This window comes from Pantoea sp. (genome assembly GCF_039594315.1).
In the GTDB taxonomy this organism is placed as follows: domain Bacteria; phylum Pseudomonadota; class Gammaproteobacteria; order Enterobacterales; family Enterobacteriaceae; genus Pantoea.
Map to the genome: position 1 here is coordinate 197,416 of NZ_JBCNNP010000003.1, position 23,590 is coordinate 221,005.

Consider the following 23,590-nt stretch of genomic DNA (forward strand, 5'->3'; position numbering starts at 1 on the left):
AATGCGGATATCGCTATGTCTGGCTTGTCTCAGGATCTACATCAGAAGCTTATCGCCGCTGTCCAGGCGCTCACCCCGCAAGAAGGTTACAGCCGCACCGCAATCAGCGAGGTCAAGCTGCTACGCGTTGATGAAGCAATGTCGCATACGCCGGTGCTGTATGAACCTTGTATTGTGATCGTATTGCAGGGGCGAAAAGTGGCGATCGTCGGAGGCAAAGAGTACATCTATGATCCGCAACACTATCTGGTACTCGCTGTGCCGTTGCCATTTACCAGTGAAACAGTCGCGTCACCTGAATCGCCGTTACTGGCGCTTTCTATCTCGCTTAACCTGACAACCATCGCCGAGATTCTTTGCCATCTGGATGTCGAGGATGAAAAAACGTCGCGCTCGGTAACGCTGCAATCCTCACCGCTAGAGGACGATCTCGGCAGCGCATTGCTACGGTTGATCACGGCTGCCAGTGACGCTAACGAAGCGAAAATTATTGGTCCAGGTCTGCTGAAAGAGTTTTACTACCGGGTTTTGATTGGCGATCAGGGAAAGGCGATGCGTGCGGCGTTGTCCAATCGTGGACACTTTGGTCAGATAGCCAACGCCATCCGCACGATACATACCGGCTTTAATTACCACATTGACGTGAGTTCACTGGCGAAACAGGCCGGAATGAGCGCGGCTGCTTTTCATTTGCATTTTAAAAGCTACACCGGCACTACACCGATTCAATACCTGAAATCAACGCGATTACATCAGGCGCGTTTTTTGATGGTGAAGGGCGGCGTGACGGCGGCAGATGCCTCCGCACGAGTCGGTTACGAAAGCCCATCACAGTTTAATCGAGAGTTTAAGCGCTTCTTTGGACATTCGCCGCTGAAGGAAGCGCAACGCTTGCGCCATCTCCTAAAAGTTAAAGCCGAAACGTTCTGGCCCGATTAAGACACACAAGCATACGCTCATCACTTTTATCAATCATTAAGCCAATTTTAAGCTTCGCCAAGTACATTGCCTGCAGAATGACAACCATCAGTAAACGAAATCAGGATTGATGAGTGTCAGCAGAACTCCTGCTGAAAACTCGCGTCTACAGAACGTGCTGAATTAAGAGTTAAATGCTGGGGTGTTTCTTTGTTGCGACTACTGTTTCTTCTGATGGGCGGGCCAGCACTCAGGTCAGGTTGGCCTTATCTCGCCGGGTTGGGCGTGATGTGTGTCGCCGCCAGCGCCGGCATCGTGATCGATTTATTGCAGCATGGCAGCGTGTCGTTCCCGCTGTATGTGCTGGGAATGTTTTTGGTATTGGAAGGCGGCGCGGAAGCACTCAGCGCCATCTATGCACTGGCGGGCATTGCCTGGCCGTCGCTCGCCAAATCAGCAGCGTTAATAGTTTTCGGCGCGGCAGTATTTCTGGTGCCGCACGATAGCGGCCTGTGTATTTCACTGGTGTTTGCCGCGGTATTTTTGCTGGATGGCGGTTTCCGCGTCATCTCTTGCTGTCTGATGCGCTGTCGCCGCTGGACGCGCAAGCTGACGCTGGGCTGCGCGGAAATGGCGCTCAGCATCTTTATTGCCGCCGATTGGCCGCTTTCACCACATGTGATCGTGCCGTTGGGTTTTGCGCTGCTGCTGGTGGGTTGGGGAATCAATCTGCTGGTGATGGCGGCGCAAATTCATGCGCTACCGATCAACACCAGCGTTACGGCGTTGCCTTTGTTTACCCGCACCGGCCTGCGCGCTCCGCATGGATTAGGCTACGTTCATCCGCCTATTAGCCAGCAATCGCCCACCACGCCGCTCAACGTCTATATCTGGACGCCGGTCGGTTCCGGCGATGTGGTTGGGCGTCGTCCCTGGTTTGATCGTTGGGTCGCGGCGATTGATCACCGTGGTGAAGTGTCAACCGGGCATACCTCTGTGGAAATGGGCGATGAGATGTATATCAGCCTGTATCCGGCGGACGATGTTTCACGCGATTTTCGCGGCTTCCTGAAAACGCTGCGGGCGAAAGAGGAATTCGATGTCGAAGGCTGTTTCCTGCCGTCGCTGGAGAAAGAGATCAAAGCGTGGTGTCGCCCTGATAAGCGCTTGACGTTGCAACATTACAATCAGCAAGCCCTGCGCAATTATTGGCAGAGCAACGCCAGCGATACGCGCTACAACCTGACTTCGCGCAATTGTTCTACTAGCGTGATGCAAGCGGTTGATGTGGCGACAGAAGGATTGCTGGGTGAACGCGGATTGAAGGGATTTTGGGTGTTGTTTAATCCCGATTTCTGGCTATTAAGCCTGGTGCGCAGTCGTGCAGAAGGCATGACATGGACGCCCGGTTTAGTAATGGATTACTGCATTCTGCTGCGTCATGTGCTGGCACCCGACAATCGTTATAGCCGTTACAGCCGAGCACTTAACGGCCTGCGTGCAGAGATACTCAACCAGATCAGCAGCAAACGTTCGGCCACTGATCCTTGAATGCGGTTTTCAGTTGATGGATTGAAAGCCGTGTTGCCGTAACAAATCTTGCGCGATGTCGGAACTAAGAAACGCGGCGAAAGGCTGGGCGGCCTGCGAACAGCGCGCCCAGCCATATTCCGCCTGAACGTTGTAGGGGGCTGGAATGTCAAATACCTGCAACTGCGCACAATGGCGTAAACGCGGCGCATAGCTGCTGTAACCGATAAACATCTCCGCGTGTTGCTGTTCAATCAGCCACTGCGCGGCGAGAGCACCCGCTGGAACCGGAAGGCTGATCGTTCCTCCAACCAGCGGTTGTGCTTTTTGCCGCAGTTTTTCACCCCATCCAGCGTGGCGCATTTCAATGTTATCAAACAGTTGCCATGTGTAATCGCCAGAGGGATCGCACAACGGCGTTGAGGTGGCGAGCCGTAAATCGTCGCGCATTAACAGCGATAACCAGTCACACTCCGGCGTGACGATGTCACGTTTCACCGTCAAGCACAGCGTGTTCGCGGCAAATTTACCCACCTGATCGGCCCGCCTTTGCTCAAGCAAAACTTGCGGATGATGCCAGTTAGCCGAGGCGAAAAAATCGCAGCGTTCGCCCGCCTCAATCCGTTGGCGTAACAGGCCAGCCGGACCAAAATCGGTGGTAATCGTGTAGCCCGATTGCGCGCTGAAAGCCGCAATTAAATCCGGCCACACTGCGCGCAAACTACCGGCTGCCAAGATGTGTAGCGTTGTCATGGTAATGCGTCCGATAGAAGCGTTGATACCAATTATCGGCTTGCTGTTGCATGTCGATATCACGGAATTTTTCTGGATAGAGTTTCTTCGCTATCCACAATTCACCTAGACCAATAGCTTCTGGCATCGGATAGCCCCACGCTTTGGCGTACTCTGGCATCAGCCAAACCTTATGGTTTTTCACCGCATCAATCGTCTGCCAGCGCGGGTCTTGCTGGATTTCCTGCACCACTTGCGGATAGCGATCCTGCACGAAAATCACCTGCGGATTCCACGCCACCACTTGTTCCATGCTGACTTGTTTAAAGCCTTGCACGGTAGCGGCGGCGACATTTAAGGCACCCGCGTGCGCCATCATTAGTCCGGTATATTTGCCGGAACCGTACGTAGTGAGATCGGGGTTAGCCATATAGGCGCGCACCCGTTGTTGTTCAGGAAGATTTTTTAGCCGATCGCTAACCAATTTGCGGCCAGCAAAAGCGGCATCGATTAATTTTTTCGCCTGCTGCGGCTTGTTGACCACATCCCCGATCAGCGTGATGCCTTGTTTAATGCCCAGATCGTAAGCTTGATCTTCATTGTTCATGCTGGGATTGATTTTGCTTTGCTGACCGGCGTCATCATGACGGAGCGAAATCGCCAGTACCGGAATACCCAGCGCGGAAATCTGGTCGATCATTTCTTTCGGTGCATAGTTGGTGACGAACACCACTTGCGGATGCAGCGCCACCAGTTGCTCGAGATCGACATGCGTGAGATCGCCCAACATCGCTTTATGGGTGAGTTCTGGCACCAACTGCGCGTAACCATCGCCCAGTTGCTGTTTCCAGTTGGCCAGAATGCCGACAATTTTATCTGTGGCGTTGAGTTGCACCAGCAAGTTTAGCGTTTGATGTTGCAGCACCACCACGCGATCCACTTCGTCGGGAATGGTGACCTGGCGACCAATTTGGTCAGTGACGATGCGGCTGGCATAGCTGTGTAGCGAGGTGAAAGTGAGTAAACCGGCCAGAAAAACCCGGCTAAAAATGGGCTGCATAATCGCTCCTTGTACGTTGTGCAGCGGATTATATAGCGGTTAATTAGGGCTGGATATGAATGTTTGTGGTTGAGTTGCTACGCTTTGGTGCGGAATCAGCGTTTAACTTTTTTATCTGACATGTATAGGGAATAAAGACATGAAAAGCGTTTACGTGATATTGGCGATATCGATTCTGGCCGAGACAGTGGCGACCACCATGATGAAGGCTTCCCAAGGATTCACTCGCCTGATTCCAAGTGCGGTGGTGGTAATCGGTTATGCCATCTCGTTTTATGGTCTGTCGCAAGTGGTCAAGCAGATGAATGTCGGCATCGCCTATTCAATTTGGGCCGGCATGGGCATTTTTCTCGTCTCGATCATGTCGTATCTCTTTTATGGGCAGAAACTCGACTGGCCGGCGCTGGCGGGCTTGATGTTGATTGGTTTGGGTATTGTGGTGATTCAGGTTTTCTCCAAAACCATTCTGCATTAATCGTTCAGCAGAGTAGGGAAGCAGACGCTTCCCTTGAGGGGATTATGGGATAATCCTCGCCGCGCGCAGTTCAGCGAAGAGATCAAAAAACATCTGGTCCGTAGCGCGATATCCGCTGAAACCTGCGCGCCGGAGTTTGCTGCCATCGCCAAACATGTCGTAATCCCAACTGAAAACAAAATCGGCAAACTGACCATCATTGAGCTGCAAAATGTCTGATTCGGCAAGTTGATGCTGCGCGGCTAATCCACGCCAAACGCCTCGGTAATCCTGAAAAAGCTGCTGAAAAGATAAGTTGACCGCGGGTGCCATTTCCAAACCAAACCAATCTGCTATCGCGGGCCATAACTCACTCCAGCGCCATAAATCGCCATTATTGATATTGAACGCCTGATTGCGCGCGTTGGGGGCATCAGCCGCCCATAATGTGGCCTGCGCCAATAAGTCGGCATCGGTATGATCTACCATGCTATTCCACGTCTGCCACGACGCGGGAAAACGCAATGGCAAACCTTGCGCTTTGCACAATGATGCGTAAATCGCGATGCTCAGTGCCAGATTCATGGCGTTGCCGGTGGCTGCGCTGCCGACCACGCCGGGGCGCAGTGCTTGCCAATACCAGCTTTTACCGTGTTGATGTTCACGCAGCCAGCGCAACTGCTCTGCGTTGAATTCGGCCCCAGGAACGCCGGGATCGCTTTCCCGCGCAGGCGTTTTGAACGCCCCTAAATGCGCGCCATACACTTTGTAGCCCTGCATCAAACTCACACTGCGTAACGGCGCGACGTTTTCGATTTGCGTCACCACGTTGCGCAGCATCGTGACGTTCGGTTCGATCATCTCCTGCCAATTGGCGGCATTCAGCCAGGCGCTATAGAAAATATGCGTAACCTGATTAAGCGGCGCCAGGGCTTGCGCGCTGTATTGCGCATCCAGTAAATCGACTTCGATGATGGGAATAGCGTTATCTGTGGATGAGTGACGTGATAATCCGATGACCTGCCATTGCTGCTGGCGCAGCGTTTTGATCAATTGACGGCCGACAATGCCGGTTGCCCCCGCGACTAACGCAACGCGATTCTCCTGCGACATGTTTTTTCTCCTCAGAACAAGACACGCCCAGTGTTATCTATTATTTTTATTGCTGATATCCCTCGAACCCGATGTCACTTATCAGAAAAATCATTAAATGAATAACAAACTCAACGCCATCAATACCTTTATTTGTGTGGCTGAAGCAGGATCATTTTCGGCGGCGGCACGCCAAACTGGCATGAAGCAATCAGCCGTGAGCCAGCAAATTGCGGCGCTGGAGGATGAGCTTGGCGTGGTTTTATTGCATCGCACCACGCGCGCCATGGCATTAACCGAACAAGGCGAACGCTATTTGCAGCAGATGCGGCCGCTGCTTGCCGCGATGCAAGAAGTAGAAGGCCAGCTTCGTCCGGTGCAGCAAGCGCTCAAAGGCAAGGTGCATATTCAGCTTCCCAGCGGATTGGGGCAGCTTTTTTTGCCGCATTTATTGAATTTGCAACGGCTCAACCCCGAATTGCATCTCACCCTCGCGTTAGACGATCGGATTGTGGATGTGGTGAGCGAACGCGTCGATATTGCACTGCGGCTCAGCGAAACCCCACCGGAACAATATGCAGCGCGTTTTTTATCGCGTATAGAAACGCCGCTGTTTGCTGCATCAGAACGTGTACGCGATCAACCGATCACCACGCTTGAGCAGTTGGCTCAGCAGCCATATGTGCGTTTCAGCGCGATTGCACAAGATGCACCGCTGCGCCTTATCAGCGATAAACAACAAAGCGTGACGCTGAAAGTGAATACCGTGTTCCGCGCTAATAGCAGTGAAGGTCTGCTACAGGCGCTGCAAGCCAATATTGGCGTCGGCGCGATGCAGCTGCCACTGGTGAGTGAGGCGGTCAAAACGGCAAGGTTGGTGCGAATCCTGCCGGAATATCGTTTGCCGGACCGCTTTCTGTATGCCGTTTTTCCTGATGCGCGGTTTATTCCATTGCGCGTTAGACGCGTGGTAGAACTCATTGAACAGGTTGTGGCGGAGCTGCCACCGAATTAGAAATTATCAGTTCATCGCAGGGAACCACATTCACAGAACGAACGTATCGTAGCGGCGCGATTTATCGCGTTGTCTTGACCTTTTAAAATCAACTGAACGCGATAAATCGCGCCGCTACGGAATGCGCAGTTATTGGATGCCGTGTCCATCATGGCGCATCTCTGCGCCATTTTCGTGCCAATCCACACCAACGCTGCTTCGTAAAGAAACATAAGTATTCGATCTTGTATCCAAGAGCGTATCCCATCTGGCTTTGCTTGAATTGCCGGCATTTGCCAACCATTTTGGCACGTTAACTGCAATCTTCCTGATAAATCATAAATCGGGAGTATTCGCATGTTTGATGCACTGTTGGATGAAGATGCCACCACGCTGGCAGCGTTAGTACGCGGCGGTGAGGTGTCGGCACGAGAGCTGGCGCAGGCCACTATTGATCGTATGGAACAGCGCGAGCCACAGATTCAGGCGTTTTGTACCGCTACGCCGCAACTGGCGCTGCAACAGGCGGCGGCGATTGATGCCCGACGTGCACGTGGCGAAACCTTAGGGCCGTTAGCGGGTGTGCCGCTGGCGGTGAAAGATTTGATTTGCACCGCTGGCGTGAAAACCACCTCAGGTTCGGTTGCCTATGCAGATTTCATTCCGGAAGAAGATGACATTACCGTTGAGCGCCTGCTGGCCGCCGATGCGGTGTTGCTTGGCAAAACCACTGCGCCGGAATTTGGTTACAGCGGCGTGGGGCACAATCCGCTGTTTCCTTCACCGCGCAATCCGTGGGATTTGAGCAAAACGCCAGGCGGTTCAAGTGCTGGTTCCGGTGCGGCGTTGGCTGCACGTTTATGTCCGATTGCGCTTGGCAGCGATGGCGGGGGATCGGTACGCATTCCGGCGGCCCATTGTGGTGTATATGGTCTGAAAGCCTCGATGGGGCGCGTGCCGTTGTGGCCCGGCTGCCGCGATGAACGTTATCCCGGCGTCTCAAGTTGGGAATCTCTCGAACACATCGGCCCAATGACGCGCAGCGTGCGCGACAGCGCGCTCATGATGTCGGTGATGGCAGGACCGGATATGCGCGATCGCCATTCGATTCCATGCAGCGATGTCGATTGGCTGACGTCGCTGGAGAAACCACTTAGCGGCTTGCGCATCGCCTTTAGTGCGGACTTCGGTTATATCGCTGTCGATCCCGAAGTGCGTGACGTTGTCACTCAAGCCGCGCGACGCTTTGCCCGTGAATTGGGTGCTGAGCTGGATGAAGTCGATCCCGGCATCGCCGATGAGGGCGCCACCTTTGCCGCGCTGGTGGCGTTTGAAAGCGATCTGACCGGCATGCGTCAGATGCAAACTGCGCTGGGATCGCAGATGTCGCCGCATCTCTCCACCATGTTGCAACGTGAATGGCGCGCAGAGCACTTCACTGATGCCAATACCACGCGCAAGAAACTGTGCAATCAGATGTGGCGTTTTATGCAGCGCTACGATCTGCTGCTGTCGCCCACGCTGACGGTGCCGCCGTTTCCGCTCAACATGCAGGGGCCAGAGATCATCGATGGTCGCATGGTGCGCAACGATCATTGGCTCTCTTTCTGCTTCCCGTTCAATTTCACCGGCCAACCGGCGGCATCTGTTCCGGCGGGCTTCACCGCCAGCGGATTGCCGATTGGCATGCAAATCGTGGGTCGTCATTTGGACGATGGCCTGGTGCTGGCGGCAAGTGCTGCCTTCGAGCGCATTCAACCATGGAATCACATTCTTCCTGCTTCAATCGGAGTTGCCCATGACTAACAAAAATTCACCTGCGCTGGAGCAGGAGTTCGAGCATGAACCGGTACCGCTTAGCCATCGTCATTCAACCGGTTCTGTCTCCGCGGTATGGTTTGGTTTCCCGATGATCCTCACCAACGCGCTGTTCGGCGGCATCATCACCTGGCACTTGGGCTTTTGGCCGGCGCTGCTGGCAATTCTGCTCGGTAATCTGGTGCTGTTTGCCTACGTCGGCGCGCTGAGTTGGTTTGCGGGCAATACCGGCATGAACTTCGCGCTGCAAGCCAAACGTACCTTTGGCACCAAAGGTTACATCCTGGTTTCGGGCTTTCTTTCTACCGTGGTGATTGGCTGGTACGCCTTCCAAACCGGCTTAACCGGCACGGTGATCAATCAAACTTTCGGCTGGAACGCGCTGGCGGTAACGGCATTCGCTATGGTGCTGTATACCGCGATTACCTTCCTCGGCGTGCGCGCGCTGTCAGTGCTTGGCATGATTGCCGCGCCGTTGTTTGTGGTGCTCGGTGTCGTCGCACTGTGGTTTATTGGCAAAGATCATGATTTAAGCACCATCACGCAATTTACCGGCAGCAGCAGTGCAGTTGGCGCGATGAGTATGGGCACCGCAGTGACGATGGTGGTCGCCGGTTTTGCCGATTCCGGCACCATGACGGCTGATTTCACCCGCTGGTCGAAAGATGGCAAATCGGCGGTGATCGCCGCGTTTTCTGCCTTCCCAGTGGCTAACGTCATTTCATACTTGTTTGGCGTGGTGATTGTCGCGGTGGGCGCAGCGGTTGATCCGGTCAACAACGGCGGTAATTTCCTGCCGATGCTGATGGGCCACGGCATGTGGCTTTCGGTGATCGCGTTCCTGTTTGTGTTTATCAATCTTGGTTCGGTGTGCACGCATTGCCTGTACAACGGCGCAGTGGGTTTCAGCCATCTATTCAGCAGCAAAATGCGTTTATGGACGGTGATCCTCGGGGTGATCGGCGGCGCACTGGCGCTGGCGGGCGTGTGGTCTTATTTCCTTGAATGGCTAAGTTTGCTCGGCATTGTGGTGCCACCGTTTGGTGCCGTGATGATCGTGGATTTGATCTTCATGGCGAAAATCAGTGAACAGCGCAAAATGCGTCGTCTGCGCGGCAGCGCCTTTGCGGCTTGGGCGATTGGCAGTTTGTGTGCGGTGATCGCGCACATTGAATTCCCGCAGTTTGGGGAAGCGGTGATTGGATTGGTGACCGCGGCGATTAGCTACACGCTGATTGTGAAATTGAAACGCGAAAGCGCGGTTAACCTGATGGAGCAGAAAAATGCCTGATTTTGCCATTGATTCAACCCCGTATTCGTGGCCGTTTGATGGACGTTGCAGCGCGGCAGATACCGCGCTGATCGTCATCGATATGCAAACCGATTTTTGCGGTAAGGGCGGTTACGTGGATAGCATGGGATACGACATCGCCCTTACGCGTGCGCCCATCGAACCGCTGCAACGGGTGTTGGCCGCGATGCGCGAATTGGGTTTCCCGATCATCCATACCCGCGAAGGACATCGTCCGGATTTGAGCGATCTACCGGCCAATAAACGCTGGCGTTCAAAACGCATGCAGGCGGAGATTGGTGCACCAGGTCCGTGCGGTCGCATCCTGGTACGCGGCGAGCCGGGTTGGGAGATCATTCCCGAATTGGCGCCGTTGCCCGGCGAAATCATTATCGATAAACCCGGCAAAGGCTCGTTTTATGCCACCGATTTGGAACTGATTCTGCGCAGTCGCGGCATACGTAATCTGATCATCAGCGGCATCACCACCGATGTCTGTGTGCATACCACGCTGCGTGAAGCCAACGATCGCGGCTTCGAGTGTTTGGTGCTATCAGATTGCTGCGCCGCGACTGAGTTAAAACATCATGAAGCGGCGTTGAGCATGATCCACATGCAGGGCGGAATTTTTGGCGCGGTGGCCAGTTCAGGAAGGTTGCTGGCGGGATTGGCTTAGCCATTTCTCATACAATCCCGGCCACTGAGTAGTTGGTGTGCCGGGTTTTCCCATGCCAAATCCGTGGCCGCCGCTAGGGTAGCGATGCATCTCAACCGGTACATGTTGACGCTGGCAGGCAGCAGCCATGATCAGCGTGTTATGCGGATCGGAAATCGGATCGTCTTCTGCCTGCACCAGGAAGAAGGGCGGCGATTGCGGATTCACAAATTCCTGCACCGACCAGGCGGCATCGGCGCTGGCGCTTGCCTGTTTGCCGACCAGAATTTTGTGGGTGGAAGTATGCGTATAAGGCGCTTCAAGCGTGATAATCGGATAAATTAACGCTGCGCGGTCGGCGCTGGCGGGCAAATTATCCAACGCATCGGTTGCCATGTAAGAGCGGAAATCCGGGCGCGTTACTGCCATGCCGAGCAGATGCCCACCCGCCGAAAATCCCAATACGCTGACCTGTTTTTCCCGCTGACGCAGCATGCGTAATGCGCGCTGCGCATCTTGCAATGAAACAAATGCGCCATCTTTCCAACCTTCATGCGGCAAGCGATAGCTCAACACATAGGCGGTATAGCCGCGCGCGGTCAACCATGTTGCGGCGGGCCACGCTTCTTTCGCCATTTCAATGCGCGTGTAGCCACCGCCTGCGGCGATCAACACGGCATGTCCATTAGGTTTTGGCGGCGTTAAAACGGTGAGCGTAGGCATCGCGATATTACGTTGTGCGCCTTTGCGTGAAACCTCCAAACTGCCTGAAGGACCGCCGCCGCCGGGCGGTAAATCAGGCCACAACGGCAAAACTTGCCGCGCTATAGGTGTTGATGTCGCAAAAGAAAATCCACTTCGCGTACTTAAAGCCGTAAGAGCAAGACACGACAGAAAATCACGGCGATGCATGGCAAATCCTCATCAAATGGGATGTGTATTGAAACAGAGAAATCGGCAGAGAAGATGAAGTAGGTGTGGATTTGTATGTCCAAATGCGAAAAGAAAGGAAATTAGTGGTTATAGTTACAACATACTTTAATATTGAAGATGTTACTTACGCCTAACCTTCCGTGCGATTTAATTTCTACCAGTGTGATTAATAGCAAAGAGAAAAGGGCGACAGAACGCCGCCCAAAGATAAGATTTATGCGCGCATCGGTTCTGCACGTACCGGCATTTCACCGGCAACGAAGTAATCTGCTTCGCTGCGCGCCAATGGCTCGCGACCGCGAATATTATCCGCGATTTTTTCACCAATCATAATGGTGGTGGCGTTCAGATTGCCGGTAATGATCAGCGGCATGATAGAGGCATCTACCACGCGCAGCGCTTCAACGCCGTGCACGCGGCCTTCGCCATCCACTACCGCCATCTCATCGCTGCCCATTTTGCAGGTGCCGCACGGATGATAGGCGGTTTCGCCGTGATTACGCACAAACTCATCCAACTGCTCATCGGTTTGGCAATCCAAACCTGGGCTGATTTCTGCGCCGCGATACTTATCTAGCGCCGGTTGGTTGATGATTTGACGCGTAATACGAATCGCATCGCGGAATTCCTGCCAATCCTGTTCGTGTGACATGTAATTAAACAGAATTGCCGGATCACGACGCGGATCGCGTGATTTCAGGCGCACGTGACCACGGCTTGGCGAGCGCATCGAACCAACGTGACATTGGAATCCGTGTGCTTCCACCGCGTTTGAGCCGTTGTAATTAATCGCCACCGGCAAGAAATGATACTGAATATTCGGCCAGCTGAACTCTTCACGGCTGCGAATAAAGCCGCCGCCTTCAAAGTGGTTGCTGGCACCAACGCCAGTGCCGTTAAACAACCATTCAGCACCGATTTTCGGCTGGTTCCACCATTTCAGCGCGGGGTAGAGCGACACCGGTTCTTTGCACTCGTATTGCAGGTACATTTCCAGGTGATCCTGCAAATTCTCGCCCACGCCTGGCAGATCATGCACCAGCGGAATATCGAACTGTTTCAGCAATTCCGCTGAGCCAACGCCAGAACGTTGCAGAATTTGTGGCGAGGCAATCGCGCCTGCACACAGCAGCACTTCGCGACGAGCGTAAACGTTATGCGAGGTGTTGCTCGCGCCCTGTAAAAACTGAACGCCGACGGCACGCTTGCCTTCAAACAGAATGCGGTCGGTGGTGGCGTGCGTGATGATTTTCAGGTTCGGACGCACTTTGGCGGTATCAAGATAACCGCGCGCGGTGCTGGAGCGGCGTCCTTTCGGCGTCACGAAGCGATCCATCGGGCCAAAGCCTTCTTGCTGATAGCCGTTAAGATCGTCGGTACGCGGATAACCCGCTTGTACGCCCGCTTCAATCATCGCCGCAAACAGCGGGTTGTTGCCCGGTTTGCAGGTGGTGATGCTGACTGGACCTTCGCCGCCATGATAATCATTGGCGCCGATATCGCGCGTTTCAGACTTGCGATAATAGGGCAGGCAGTTGAGGTAGCTCCAGTTTTCCAGACCAGGTTCTTTGGCCCAATTATCCAGATCCATCGCATTACCGCGGATGTAACACATACCGTTGATCAGCGATGAGCCGCCTAAACCTTTGCCGCGTCCGCATTCCATGCGGCGGTTATTCATGAAAGGCTCAGGTTCAGTCTCATACGCCCAGTTGTAACGCTTGCCTTGCAATGGATAAGCCAATGCCGCTGGCATCTGTGTACGGAAATCGAAGCGGTAATCTGGGCCGCCCGCTTCTAAAAGCAGCACGTTAACGCTGCTATCTTCGGTCAGTCTTGTTGCCAAAACGTTCCCTGCGGATCCGGCTCCGATAATGATGTAATCAAATTCCATTAGTCGTTCCTCAGGTTAAAAATCAAAAATTAAAATACCGACTGAAAACGGGTCATTTCGACCTGCACAGATTTCACTTGGGTGTAGTTTTGCAGCGTCATCAGGCCGTTTTCGCGACCGATGCCGGAGTGCTTATAACCACCAACAGGCATGGCGGCATCCGATTCGCCCCAGGTGTTGATCCAGCAAATACCCGCTTCAATCTGGTGAATCACGCGATGCGCGCGGTTAAGATCTTGTGTTACCACGCCAGCGGCCAAACCAAATTCGGTCGCGTTGGCGCGGCGTACCACTTCTTCTTCGCTGGTGTAAGTCAGAATCGACATCACCGGCCCGAAGATCTCTTCGCGCACAATGGTCATCTCATCGCGGCAATCGCTGAACACGGTCGGAGCAACCCAGGCGCCGTGATCAAAGCCCGCACCGCTCAGACGTTTGCCGCCACACAGCAGACGCGCGCCTTCGTTGATGCCGGATTCGATATAACGCATTACGTTGTCGCGATGGGCGAAGCTCACCAGCGGACCGAAATTGGTGGCGGGATCGTTCAGATCACCGGCTTTGATGCGCGCCACGCGCTCGGCGATTTTCGCTTCAAACGCCGATTGCAATGCCGCAGGAACAAATACGCGCGTGCCGTTGGTGCACACCTGGCCGGAACTGTAGAAGTTGGCCATCATGGCAATATCGGCAGCAAGATCGAGATCGGCGTCATCGAAGATGATCAGCGGAGATTTACCGCCCAGTTCCATGGTGACTTCTTTCAGGGTCGAACCGGCAGCATTGGCCATCACTTTTTTGCCGCTGGCGACACCGCCGGTGAACGAAACTTTATCGATGCCCGGATGATCGGTAAGCAGCTGGCCAGTCACCGCACCGCGTCCGTTGAGCACGTTAAACACGCCGTTGGGCACGCCCGCTTCGGTGTAGATCTCAGCCAGTTTCAGCGCGGTGAGCGGCGTGACTTCGCTCGGTTTGAAAATCATCGCGTTACCCGCAGCCAATGCAGGTGCAGATTTCCATAACGCGATCTGAATCGGGTAGTTCCACGCACCAATGCCGGCAACCACGCCGAGTGGTTCACGGCGGGTGTAAACAAATGCCGTTTCACGCAGCGGGATTTGCTGGCCTTCCAGCGTCGGAATCAAACCGGCGTAATACTCCAGCACATCGGCACCGGTCACGATATCCACGTATTGCGTTTCGCTCAGCGGTTTACCGGTGTCGAGCGTCTCCAGCGCTGCGAGTTCATCATTGCGCTCACGCAGAATATCCACCGCACGACGCAAGATGCGCGAACGTTCCATTGCGGTCATCGCCGCCCAGATCTTCTGGCCTTTTTGTGCCGCAGCAACTGCACGATCGACATCGGCTTGTTCGGCTTGATGGACTTCAGCCAGCACTTCGCCATTGGCCGGATTGATGGTCTGGAAAGTCTTGCCAGAAGACGCTGGCACCAATGCGCCATCAATGTAGAGATGTTGTTCGGGGAATCGGGACATGATTTCTCCTTCCTCAGTGATTCTGGTCAGCCAACTGCTGACGAATGAATTGGGTGGTGAGCGTTCTGGCAATCGACAAATCAAACGGTTGACCGCTTAACGCGGCACGCAACCACAATCCGTCGATCAATGAAGCCAGGCCATGCGCGGCTAAACGCGCTTTCTCACGCGGCAACTGGCGATGAAATTCAGCTGCAAGCGTGGAAAACAAGCGACGGCTACTGACGCGCTCTAAGCGGCCCAACTGTGGCTGATGCATGCTGCTGGCCCAAAAATCCAGCCAGGCCTTCATCGCCGCGCTGTGTACCTGCGTGTCATCGAAGTTACCTTCGACAATCGCCACTAAACGCGCTTCGGTGCTGGCACCGGCCAACGGCTTTAATCTTGCCGCAACGGCATCGCGTAATTGTCGTGTGACGTCGCGCATGGTGGCTTCCAGCAAACCGTTCTTGTCTTTGAAGTAGTGGCTGATGATGCCCGTCGAAACGCCTGCACGCCGCGCAATCTGCGCAATTGTGGCGTCGTTAATTCCGACTTCGTTAATGGTACTCAGGGTCGCATCAATCAGTTGCCGACGACGTATCGGCTGCATTCCCACCTTTGGCATAACGCTCTCGCTCCACCGCAATGTAAGGACACTATTTAAACTTTTTTTGATTGCACGTTCAATATAAAAAAGAAATTTGTTAGGATGCTGTGCTTCGATTGTTAAAAAAACGGAGCGGTTAACTGAACTTAGCCGGAGAAAAACCTGCACCGACCCTTGTAGGGTCGCCATTTATGGTGACCAACTCACGCTTGAATGGCTTGTATTACAGGAAATTAACCAGAGGTAACCGATGATTAATCCACCTGCCAGTGAAAAAGACAGAATCAATCCTGTGGTGTTTTACACCTCAGCCGGACTGATTCTGACATTTTCACTTGTCACTATTTTTTACAGCGAACTGGCTGCCAGCTGGATCCAAACCACCGTCAATTGGGTGACGTCGACGTTTGGCTGGTACTACATGCTCGCTGCCACGCTGTACATCGTATTTGTCATCTATATGGCGTGTTCGCGTTATGGCGCGATCAAACTTGGACCCGAACAATCCAAACCTGAATTCAGTTTACTCAGCTGGTCGGCGATGTTGTTTGCCGCCGGTATTGGTATCGATCTGATGTTCTTCTCGGTTGCCGAGCCGGTGACGCAATACATGCAGCCGCCGGAAGGGGCTGGACAAACCATGGAAGCCGCGCGTCAGGCGATGGTATGGACCTTGTTCCACTACGGCGTTACCGGCTGGTCGATGTATGCGTTGATGGGCATCGCGCTGGGCTACTTTAGTTATCGCTACAACTTGCCGCTCACCATCCGCTCTGCGCTGTATCCGATTTTTGGCAAACGTATCAACGGTCCGATTGGACACACGGTAGATATCGCCGCGGTGATCGGCACCATCTTTGGTATCGCCACCACTTTGGGAATTGGTGTGGTGCAGCTCAATTACGGGCTGAACGTGCTGTTCGATATTCCAGAAGGCTTTACCGCCCAGGCCGCGTTAATTGTGCTGTCGGTGATCATCGCCACCATTTCAGTCACATCCGGCGTGGATAAAGGCATTCGTATCTTGTCCGAACTCAACGTCGCGCTGGCGTTGGGCTTGATTCTGTTCGTGCTGTTTATGGGTAAAACCGACTTCCTGTTGAACGCGCTGGTACTCAACGTCGGTGACTACGTCAATCGCTTCATGGGCATGACGCTCAACACCTTTGCGTTTGATCAGCCGAAAGAGTGGATGAATAGCTGGACACTGTTCTTCTGGGCGTGGTGGGTGGCGTGGTCGCCGTTTGTTGGTCTGTTCCTGGCGCGTATTTCGCGCGGACGTACCATTCGTGAATTCGTGCTGGGTACGCTAATCATCCCGTTCACCTTCACACTGTTATGGCTTTCGGTGTTTGGTAACGCAGCGCTGTATGAAATCATTCATGGCGACGCCGGTTTTGCCCAGGAAGTAATGGCGCACGCTGAACGCGGCTTTTATAGCTTGCTGGCGCAATATCCCGCCTTCAAGTTCAGTGCGTCAGTTGCCACCATCACCGGTATGTTGTTCTACGTGACATCGGCGGATTCCGGTTCGTTGGTGCTGGGTAACTTCACTTCGAAGCTGAAAGACATCAACAGTGATGCGCCAAACTGGCTGCGCATTTTCTGGTCGGTAGCGATTGGTGTGCTGACCATGGGCATGTTGATGACCAACGGTATTTCAGCCTTGCAGAACGCCACGGTGATCATGGGCTTGCCGTTTAGCTTTGTGATCTTCTTTGTGATGGCGGGATTGTATAAATCGCTGAAGGTCGAAGATCATCGCCGCGCCAGCGCCAGTCGCGATACGGCGCCGTATATTCCGGCCAACAACGATCGTTTGAGCTGGAAGAAACGCTTGTCGCGTCTGATGAACTACCCGGGCACCCGCTACACGCAAAAAATGATGGAAGAGGTATTGTTCCCGGCGATGCAAGACGTTGCCAAGGAGTTGGAGCTGCGCGGTGGCCGCGTGTCGCTGGAGCGCATTGAACCAGAAGCGGGGCAGCCGCTGGGCCATCTTGATTTGCGCGTGTTGCTGGGCGAAGAGCAGGATTTCGTCTATCAAATCTGGCCGCAACAGTACTCGGTACCGGGCTTTACCTATCGCGCACGCAGCGGTAAATCAACTTATTACCGTCTGGAAACCTTCTTGCTGGAAGGCAGCCAGGGCAATGATTTGATGGATTACAACAAAGAGCAGGTGATTATCGATATTCTCGATCAGTACGAACGCCACCTGAACTTTATCCATCTGCATCGCGAAGCGCCGGGCAGCAATATGACGTTCCCAAGCGTGTAATCGCTGTTCACCTAAAAATAGCGGCGCAAATTTTCGCGCCGCTATCGTACGAATAATTATTATTTTTCGCTGCGACGGAAAATATAGAAATTGGCAAACGATGTGTTGTTTTGATCATGAACACTAAACGGATATTTATTCGGAATCAGTTTATGAAAATCCCATGAGTAGGCCATGTTTTGGATCACCCATTGGGTAAACTTACGATGACGAACATGTTTTACATGATTGCCCAATAACTGGTTCAGTTTCTCATCATTTGAAGCGTAGATAATCACAAATCGGCTAGCGGCACTGAACAATGTTTCCATATATTGTTCAAATACGGTGTCTTCGATTAAATGGTAGAGTACATCAAGTGACAGTGCCAATTCCGCCTGTTGCCCATTCCATTGCTCAACCGAGTAAAAGTCTTTTGACGCATCGTTAGCATACATCTGTTTACAGCGTTGCAAAGCATGTTCCGAAATATCAAAGCCGGTGTATCGAGGGTAGCGAGCAAGTGACAATTGATTACCGTCACCACAGCCAAACTCCATCACCGATTGAATATTTTCAGCTGCGACAAAATCATTAATCACTTCGGCTTTAAAGTCAGCTAAACATCCGTATGAACCCGCGCCTGAGTTACCTTGTAAACGATAGCGGTCATCCCAGTATTGCGCGGAGTGTTCAAAGGATAGTGTTTCACTTTTCATTATAAGTTACTCAAAATATTAAATAGCTAACGGATGAAATGCATCCGGCAGGTTTATATTGTTAAGAATGGCGGTTTTAAGTGCAGCGATTGACGCAGTATCTTGGGGTACGTCATTAGTGAGCACAAAGAATCGATGATAAATATCCGTTGATTGATTACGCACGTAATCTCTAACTTTTTCAGGATTGAGAGAATCCATAATCAGCACCGGAAGGCTGGCAAAGGGAAGCTTTTTATCAGACACAACGATGATGTTAAAACGCTTGTCATCCTGCGTTCTTAGCCATTGCGCTTGCTTAATGAGATTTTCAACAGAAGCATCAATGGCATTGATTACCACGGTAATGCCATCCACATCTGTTTCGCTATAAAGTGCGGCACGCCGCTGCGCCACAAAATCCTCAATCTCTTTGCGCTTAATGCCAGGGAATAATGACTCATAGCGATATCGTTTAAGTATGCTTTCGAATATACGCCACTCATAGGTGGTGTCAGAAAGCTTGCCAATTCCGGTTAAATTTCCATCATGCAGTCGATACATGATATTGCATTGGGCGGTGAAGGCAATTTTGCTATTTCCCACCACACGCGACCAAAACTCGTAATCATGGGCGCGGGGATAAGCCACATCATATCCGCCAAGCTGATCATAAATTGAACGGCGTACGCAACAGCCAGGATTGGATATAAAGTTGCCATGCGGCAGTTGCGGTAACCAGTTTTGCGGTGGTTGGTTATACAGTGAATAGTATTTCTTCTCGCCATCCAGCGACTCCAGTCCGCAAGAAATCACATCGACCTGCGGCCAACGCTGGATCACTGTTCGGTAGTGAGAAAGGGCATTGCTGTGCAGAATATCATCACTGTCCAGCCACACTAAATATTCGCCGCGTGCTTCTGCAATACAGCGATTACGCGTATCGGGTGCATTTGAATGTGACTTATGAATGATGCGCAGCCGGGAGTCACTAATATGCGCGAGCGAAGCAACGCTATTATCAGAAGAACCATCATCAACTACGATAACTTCGAAATTAGCGTCGCGCTGGCTCAACGCGGAACTCACCGCCGTAAGCAGATATCGCTCGCGGTTGTAGCACGGAATTAAAATAGAAATCAGCGACGATGACTTTTCAGCAGGCAGCCAGATTGCCGGATATTGCTCAACTAATGCCAGTTGATTCAATAGCGCCTGTGCTTCCTCGATGTAGGCTTCAGGCGATACGTTGCCGTCGAGAATACGTGCAATTGCCTCTTCGAGTGAGATAAAGAGATATTTCGCAGGCAAATATTCGCTTAAGCCACCCTGCGCATGGAATGCAACGGGTTTTAAGCCCGCCAGCATGGCTTCAAATATGCCCATGCCCTGAGATTCATTGTAACTGGCAGAGATGATAAACGACTTATCAGCGTACCAACCTGGCATGTTTGAAGCGGGGAGATTGCCACAAATAACAATGTTGCGCTTTAAGCCGTAAACATCAATCAGGTGACAAAAACTGTCATAGAGGCATTGGTCTTCAATTCTGCCGGCAATGAACAGTTTGTAGCGGGAATCTTTTTTTACCAGCGCCTGCATAATCGGCAGCAGTAAAATAAGATTTTTTTGTGCCGCAAAACGCGCAACGCAAGCCAAGTGAAAAGGATTTCTCTTTTTCGCAGTCTGAGCCAGCGGTTGATGATCCGATAAATTGGCCAAAACCGTTACTTTGAGATGGGCGGGTAAATTTGATGCTAACTGAGAAATGAAGCGTTGTTTCATCGCCTGACTAACCAGAATAACTTCGTCGATGTTCTCCCAGTTCACTTGCAAAAAATGATCATTGTAGAGTTCATAACGATGAATACGACAAACAATGCGGCAATATTTTGGCAACTTACTGGCGGTAATAATCGCTGAGTCGCCCCATTCAAACCATGCGATATCGCAGTGCCGCAGCGCGGAAAGTAGCGAATTCTCTGTGAGGTTAAGCTGGCTCAATTCCGTGACATGATGCCCTTGCGCGCGCATCAGTCGCATAACTGGCTGCATAAAATGCAGATTGTCGTTGGTCGCCAGAACCAGAATACGTTGTTTGCCTTCCTCCATAACGACAAATTGATGCCTAATAGGCTGATCGGTTTGCCCGACACACTGATAGCCTTGCTGCTGGATGCACCATGAAATTTGGGCAAACTTGTCTGGATTTGCACCCGTGAGCGTTATAGGTGAACGTTGGATTGCAGATGCTGCAATGATGTCGAGTTGCGACTCAAGCGCCATGTCAGCCGCGATAGTGTTGTGTGAGCTCATTTATCAGTGCCAGATTATTGTTTTTACGAAGGCCTCAAATGATCGCGAATGCAAAGCGCATGTCAGGCACTGCTTTAATCCGACACAACTAAGCCGATTCTTAAATGAGTGGTTTTCGTGATGAACAAATCGGCTGATTTCTCTGCGCCATCATGCACATCTGCGAATCACAGCTAGACTATCAAGCTGATTAAACCGGGGGATGTCATGAAACTAGGCTTTGCGTGCAAGTATTTTGATTCACAGGCGAAACAGCCGTATCCGTTTAAAACCACCACGCGCACGCGTTTTCTTGGCCTGGATAACGATGCGCGCGCGACCTTGCTGCATCAATTAGCGCATCACAATCTGCAAAATCTGTTTCTCACTCTGCAACAACTGGCGAAGCAACCCGAGGCATTACGCATGATGCGTATTGGCAGCGATTTGCTGCCTTTATATACCGTGCCGGAAGCCACGCAGTTGTATGGCGTATTACTGCGCGATCTTAAACCGTTGTTGGAACAATGCGGCGCACTGGCCCGCGCCAACAATATCCGCCTGTCATTTCATCCCGGTCAATACACGGTGCTGGCGTCAGATAATGAAGGCGTGGTCGATCGTGCGATTGAGGATGTGGAATATCATGCAACCTGCGCGGTATTAATGGGTTATGGTCGCCAGTTCCAGGATTTTAAAATCAATATTCACATGAACGGTAAGAAGGGCATTGACGGATTTCGTGCCGCGTTTCACCGCTTATCGCCGGAAGCACGCAATATGCTGACGGTGGAAAATGATGAAATATCTTGCTCGCTGGATGATGTATTACAGGCGCGCGAACTTTGCCCGGTGGTGCTGGATATTCACCATCATTGGGTGAAAGAGAATCAATTTATTCAGGCGGACGATGCACGCATCGCACTGATTATGGAATCCTGGCGCGGCGTGCAGCCGGTATTACATTATTCGATAGCGCAGGAAGGGATCATTCCCGATCACGGCTTTCCTGATCAGCAAGAGTTAGCGGTTTCGAAGTCGAAATTGCGCGCCCATTCGGATTATTACTTCAATCAGACGTTAAATGATTGGGCGCTATCATTTACTGCTTTCGACATTATGTGCGAAGTCAAAATGAAGAATTTAGCGCGCGACCGCTTGTATCAATACGCGGTCGAGCGCGGGGTGATCACGGCGAAGTGATCACAATCGCCACGCGACGATTTTGCGCGCGGCCCTGATTGCTATTATTGCTGGCAACCGGCGCGCTCATGCCTAAACCGCGCGTAACAATGTTGCTGCGCGGCACTTCAGCTCCAATCGCCCACTGCTCTGCGACGGCATTGGCGCGTTTCAACGAAAGCTGCTGGTTGTAATCCGCTTTGCCGTAATTATCGGTATGACCATCAATGCGGACATGATTAATGCCGGTGGCGGCGAGGTTTCTCGCCATCGCTGAGATGTTACTTTTGCTGGCCGCAGTCAGTTCCGATTCGTTAACGCCAAACAGAATCTTGTCTGATAATCCCAATCCCCAGCCTTCGCTATTTTGGCTGAATCCGGCGTTACGCATCGCGGAAATTTGCTCGTCGCTGAAGCGGCCCTTTGCCTGGCATCCGACCAAAGCCAAAACACCTATCAGTAGGAAAGTTTTAATTTTCATACGCGTACCTTGGTTATTCCCTTGTTTTTGTACATATTCATATCGGCGCGTTCCAGAATCGACTCTACGGTGTCGCCGTGCTGCGACCACGCATAGCCGATGGTCACCGACGTGTTGATTGGCGTGCCTTCGGCAATCACAATCTTCTCGCTGATGGCTTCATGAATGTCCTGCATCAGCAGCTGTAATTGCGCATCGCTCGGGCGGCTGGTCATCAACATGGCAAACTCATCACCACCGAGGCGCGCCACTAAATCGCGCTTATAGGCCAGAGCAGAGAGGCGCGAACCAATCGCTTTGAGCACTTCATCACCCGCAGCGTGACCCCAATTGTCATTGATGCTTTTGAAGCGATCGCCATCGAGAAACAGCAAGACAAAGCGCTCTTTCGCCAGCTGCTGGTCGAGCAACTGTGTCAATCGCGCGACAAAAGCCGCGCGGTTAGCGAGACCGGTCAGCGGATCTTCCAGCGCTTTAGCGGCCAGCGTGCGATTATCGCGCAGCATCGAAGCCTGTAATGTCTGCATCTCAGCCAGCAGCGAGTTAAGATCGTCGGAGAACAACTGAAACTCGCGCGTCGGACTTTCCGGGATGCGTAATGAGAAGTCGCCGGAATGAATCACGTAGTGAATGGTACTGGTGATATTACGCAATGATGCCAGAATGCCACGATGTAAAAACTCGCTGAGCAAGAATGAGATAATTAATACGCACAGCATGCCGCTGGTCAGAATCATCAGCGAATAGCGAATAAAATCCGCGGCACCAGTGATGGTGCCTTCGAGCGTCAGCGTTCCGACAATAGCTTCTGAGTGATTGATATTGACGCTCAGTGGCTTAACGTAAATCCACTCACGCAATAATTGTGAATACCAACCGTTTTGTTCCTGCTGATCGTGCCAATCCACTAATACCGTTTGATCGTCGGTGACTAATTTCGCCGAATCGAACATACCTTCGTTACCGAGCCGGGCAATTTTATTATGCGCATCATAACTGTCTTCAAATACCGTGGCGGCGGTCAAGGTGGTACTTAAGGTAGAGGCGATCAGTTCGAGATTTCTTTTCTCGTAGCTTTTAATAAACAGCAGGGAAGTGGATGACAATAACAGCCAGCACAGCAGCAAAATCACCGCTGAATTGATGGTGCTTATTTGGCGCAATTTATTGCGGAACGATGATTTATCGTTGTTTAAATTTTCAACTTTCATC

At 52.2% G+C, this 23,590-nt stretch carries 20 protein-coding genes; 9 read left to right on the forward strand and 11 right to left on the reverse strand.

Features of this window, described 5'->3' with window-relative positions; genetic code table 11:
* Positions 1–15 precede the first annotated feature (15 nt).
* Together ABDW13_RS04045 and ABDW13_RS04050 are read left to right on the forward strand one after the other, a co-directional pair.
* Complete coding sequence (locus tag ABDW13_RS04045; RefSeq protein ID WP_343551129.1) at positions 16–939, forward strand: AraC family transcriptional regulator; 924 nt, start codon at positions 16–18, stop codon at positions 937–939.
* A 189-nt stretch (positions 940–1,128) separates the two neighbouring features.
* Positions 1,129–2,469 carry a hypothetical protein gene (locus ABDW13_RS04050; RefSeq protein ID WP_343551130.1) on the forward strand — a complete coding sequence of 447 codons (1,341 nt, stop codon included), beginning with the start codon at positions 1,129–1,131 and terminating at the stop codon, positions 2,467–2,469.
* 9 nt (positions 2,470–2,478) lie between these two features.
* Here ABDW13_RS04050 and ABDW13_RS04055 read toward each other — a convergent pair whose 3' ends face one another.
* Together ABDW13_RS04055 and ABDW13_RS04060 are read right to left on the reverse strand one after the other, a co-directional pair.
* Positions 2,479–3,201: a substrate-binding domain-containing protein gene (locus ABDW13_RS04055; protein ID WP_343551131.1), complete on the reverse strand. Its 723-nt coding sequence runs from the start codon at positions 3,199–3,201 to the stop codon at positions 2,479–2,481.
* Positions 3,170–4,240, reverse strand: a complete 1,071-nt coding sequence (locus ABDW13_RS04060; RefSeq protein ID WP_343551132.1) for an ABC transporter substrate-binding protein — start codon at positions 4,238–4,240, stop codon at positions 3,170–3,172. The genes ABDW13_RS04055 and ABDW13_RS04060 overlap by 32 nt, the downstream gene beginning before the upstream one ends.
* Positions 4,241–4,379: 139 nt before the next feature.
* Here ABDW13_RS04060 and ABDW13_RS04065 point away from each other — a divergent pair, with 139 nt between their 5' ends.
* Positions 4,380–4,715 carry an SMR family transporter gene (locus ABDW13_RS04065; RefSeq protein WP_343551133.1) on the forward strand — a complete coding sequence of 112 codons (336 nt, stop codon included), beginning with the start codon at positions 4,380–4,382 and terminating at the stop codon, positions 4,713–4,715.
* A 42-nt stretch (positions 4,716–4,757) separates the two neighbouring features.
* Here ABDW13_RS04065 and ABDW13_RS04070 read toward each other — a convergent pair whose 3' ends face one another.
* Positions 4,758–5,807, reverse strand: coding sequence for an SDR family oxidoreductase (locus tag ABDW13_RS04070; RefSeq protein ID WP_343551134.1), 1,050 nt, complete (start codon positions 5,805–5,807; stop codon positions 4,758–4,760).
* Between the two features lie 97 nt (positions 5,808–5,904).
* Here ABDW13_RS04070 and ABDW13_RS04075 point away from each other — a divergent pair, with 97 nt between their 5' ends.
* The 4 genes from ABDW13_RS04075 (at position 5,905) to ABDW13_RS04090 (ending at position 10,565) form a co-directional block, all read left to right on the forward strand.
* Positions 5,905–6,801: a LysR family transcriptional regulator gene (locus ABDW13_RS04075; protein ID WP_343551135.1), complete on the forward strand. Its 897-nt coding sequence runs from the start codon at positions 5,905–5,907 to the stop codon at positions 6,799–6,801.
* 336 nt (positions 6,802–7,137) lie between these two features.
* Complete coding sequence (locus tag ABDW13_RS04080; protein ID WP_343551136.1) at positions 7,138–8,586, forward strand: amidase; 1,449 nt, start codon at positions 7,138–7,140, stop codon at positions 8,584–8,586.
* Entirely contained in the window at positions 8,579–9,889 is a 1,311-nt protein-coding gene (locus ABDW13_RS04085) for a cytosine permease (RefSeq protein WP_343551137.1), read from the forward strand. The genes ABDW13_RS04080 and ABDW13_RS04085 overlap by 8 nt, the downstream gene beginning before the upstream one ends.
* The gene (locus ABDW13_RS04090) at positions 9,882–10,565 is read left to right on the forward strand and encodes an isochorismatase family cysteine hydrolase (RefSeq protein WP_343551138.1); all 684 of its coding nucleotides are present in this window, start codon (positions 9,882–9,884) and stop codon (positions 10,563–10,565) included. Before ABDW13_RS04085 ends, ABDW13_RS04090 begins: the two co-directional genes overlap by 8 nt.
* Here ABDW13_RS04090 and ABDW13_RS04095 read toward each other — a convergent pair.
* From ABDW13_RS04095 to betI, 4 genes are all read right to left on the reverse strand, one after another.
* Positions 10,536–11,456 carry an alpha/beta hydrolase gene (locus ABDW13_RS04095; RefSeq protein WP_343551139.1) on the reverse strand — a complete coding sequence of 307 codons (921 nt, stop codon included), beginning with the start codon at positions 11,454–11,456 and terminating at the stop codon, positions 10,536–10,538. The genes ABDW13_RS04090 and ABDW13_RS04095 overlap by 30 nt on opposite strands.
* Before the next feature lie 235 nt (positions 11,457–11,691).
* Entirely contained in the window at positions 11,692–13,371 is a 1,680-nt protein-coding gene (gene betA / locus ABDW13_RS04100; protein WP_343551140.1) for a choline dehydrogenase, read from the reverse strand.
* A gap of 29 nt (positions 13,372–13,400) precedes the next feature.
* The gene (gene betB, locus ABDW13_RS04105) at positions 13,401–14,873 is read right to left on the reverse strand and encodes a betaine-aldehyde dehydrogenase (protein ID WP_343551141.1); all 1,473 of its coding nucleotides are present in this window, start codon (positions 14,871–14,873) and stop codon (positions 13,401–13,403) included.
* A gap of 13 nt (positions 14,874–14,886) precedes the next feature.
* Positions 14,887–15,480 carry a transcriptional regulator BetI gene (betI, locus tag ABDW13_RS04110; protein ID WP_343551142.1) on the reverse strand — a complete coding sequence of 198 codons (594 nt, stop codon included), beginning with the start codon at positions 15,478–15,480 and terminating at the stop codon, positions 14,887–14,889.
* A gap of 232 nt (positions 15,481–15,712) precedes the next feature.
* Here betI and ABDW13_RS04115 point away from each other — a divergent pair, with 232 nt between their 5' ends.
* On the forward strand, positions 15,713–17,743 hold the full coding sequence (locus tag ABDW13_RS04115) for a choline transporter (protein ID WP_343551143.1): 2,031 nt from the start codon (positions 15,713–15,715) through the stop codon (positions 17,741–17,743).
* A gap of 59 nt (positions 17,744–17,802) precedes the next feature.
* Here the strand turns inward: ABDW13_RS04115 and ABDW13_RS04120 are convergent, their stop codons facing one another.
* Together ABDW13_RS04120 and ABDW13_RS04125 are read right to left on the reverse strand one after the other, a co-directional pair.
* On the reverse strand, positions 17,803–18,441 hold the full coding sequence (locus tag ABDW13_RS04120; protein ID WP_343551144.1) for a methyltransferase domain-containing protein: 639 nt from the start codon (positions 18,439–18,441) through the stop codon (positions 17,803–17,805).
* 18 nt (positions 18,442–18,459) lie between these two features.
* Entirely contained in the window at positions 18,460–20,736 is a 2,277-nt protein-coding gene (locus tag ABDW13_RS04125) for a glycosyltransferase (RefSeq protein WP_343551145.1), read from the reverse strand.
* A gap of 207 nt (positions 20,737–20,943) precedes the next feature.
* Between ABDW13_RS04125 and uvsE the strand changes: the two genes are divergently transcribed.
* Entirely contained in the window at positions 20,944–21,918 is a 975-nt protein-coding gene (uvsE, locus tag ABDW13_RS04130; RefSeq protein WP_343551146.1) for a UV DNA damage repair endonuclease UvsE, read from the forward strand.
* Here uvsE and ABDW13_RS04135 read toward each other — a convergent pair.
* Together ABDW13_RS04135 and ABDW13_RS04140 are read right to left on the reverse strand one after the other, a co-directional pair.
* Entirely contained in the window at positions 21,905–22,378 is a 474-nt protein-coding gene (locus ABDW13_RS04135) for an OmpA family protein (RefSeq protein WP_343551147.1), read from the reverse strand. The genes uvsE and ABDW13_RS04135 overlap by 14 nt on opposite strands.
* A complete protein-coding gene (locus tag ABDW13_RS04140; RefSeq protein WP_343551148.1) occupies positions 22,375–23,589 on the reverse strand; it encodes a diguanylate cyclase in 1,215 nt (404 codons plus the stop codon). Before ABDW13_RS04140 ends, ABDW13_RS04135 begins: the two co-directional genes overlap by 4 nt.
* Position 23,590: the final 1 nt, after the last annotated feature.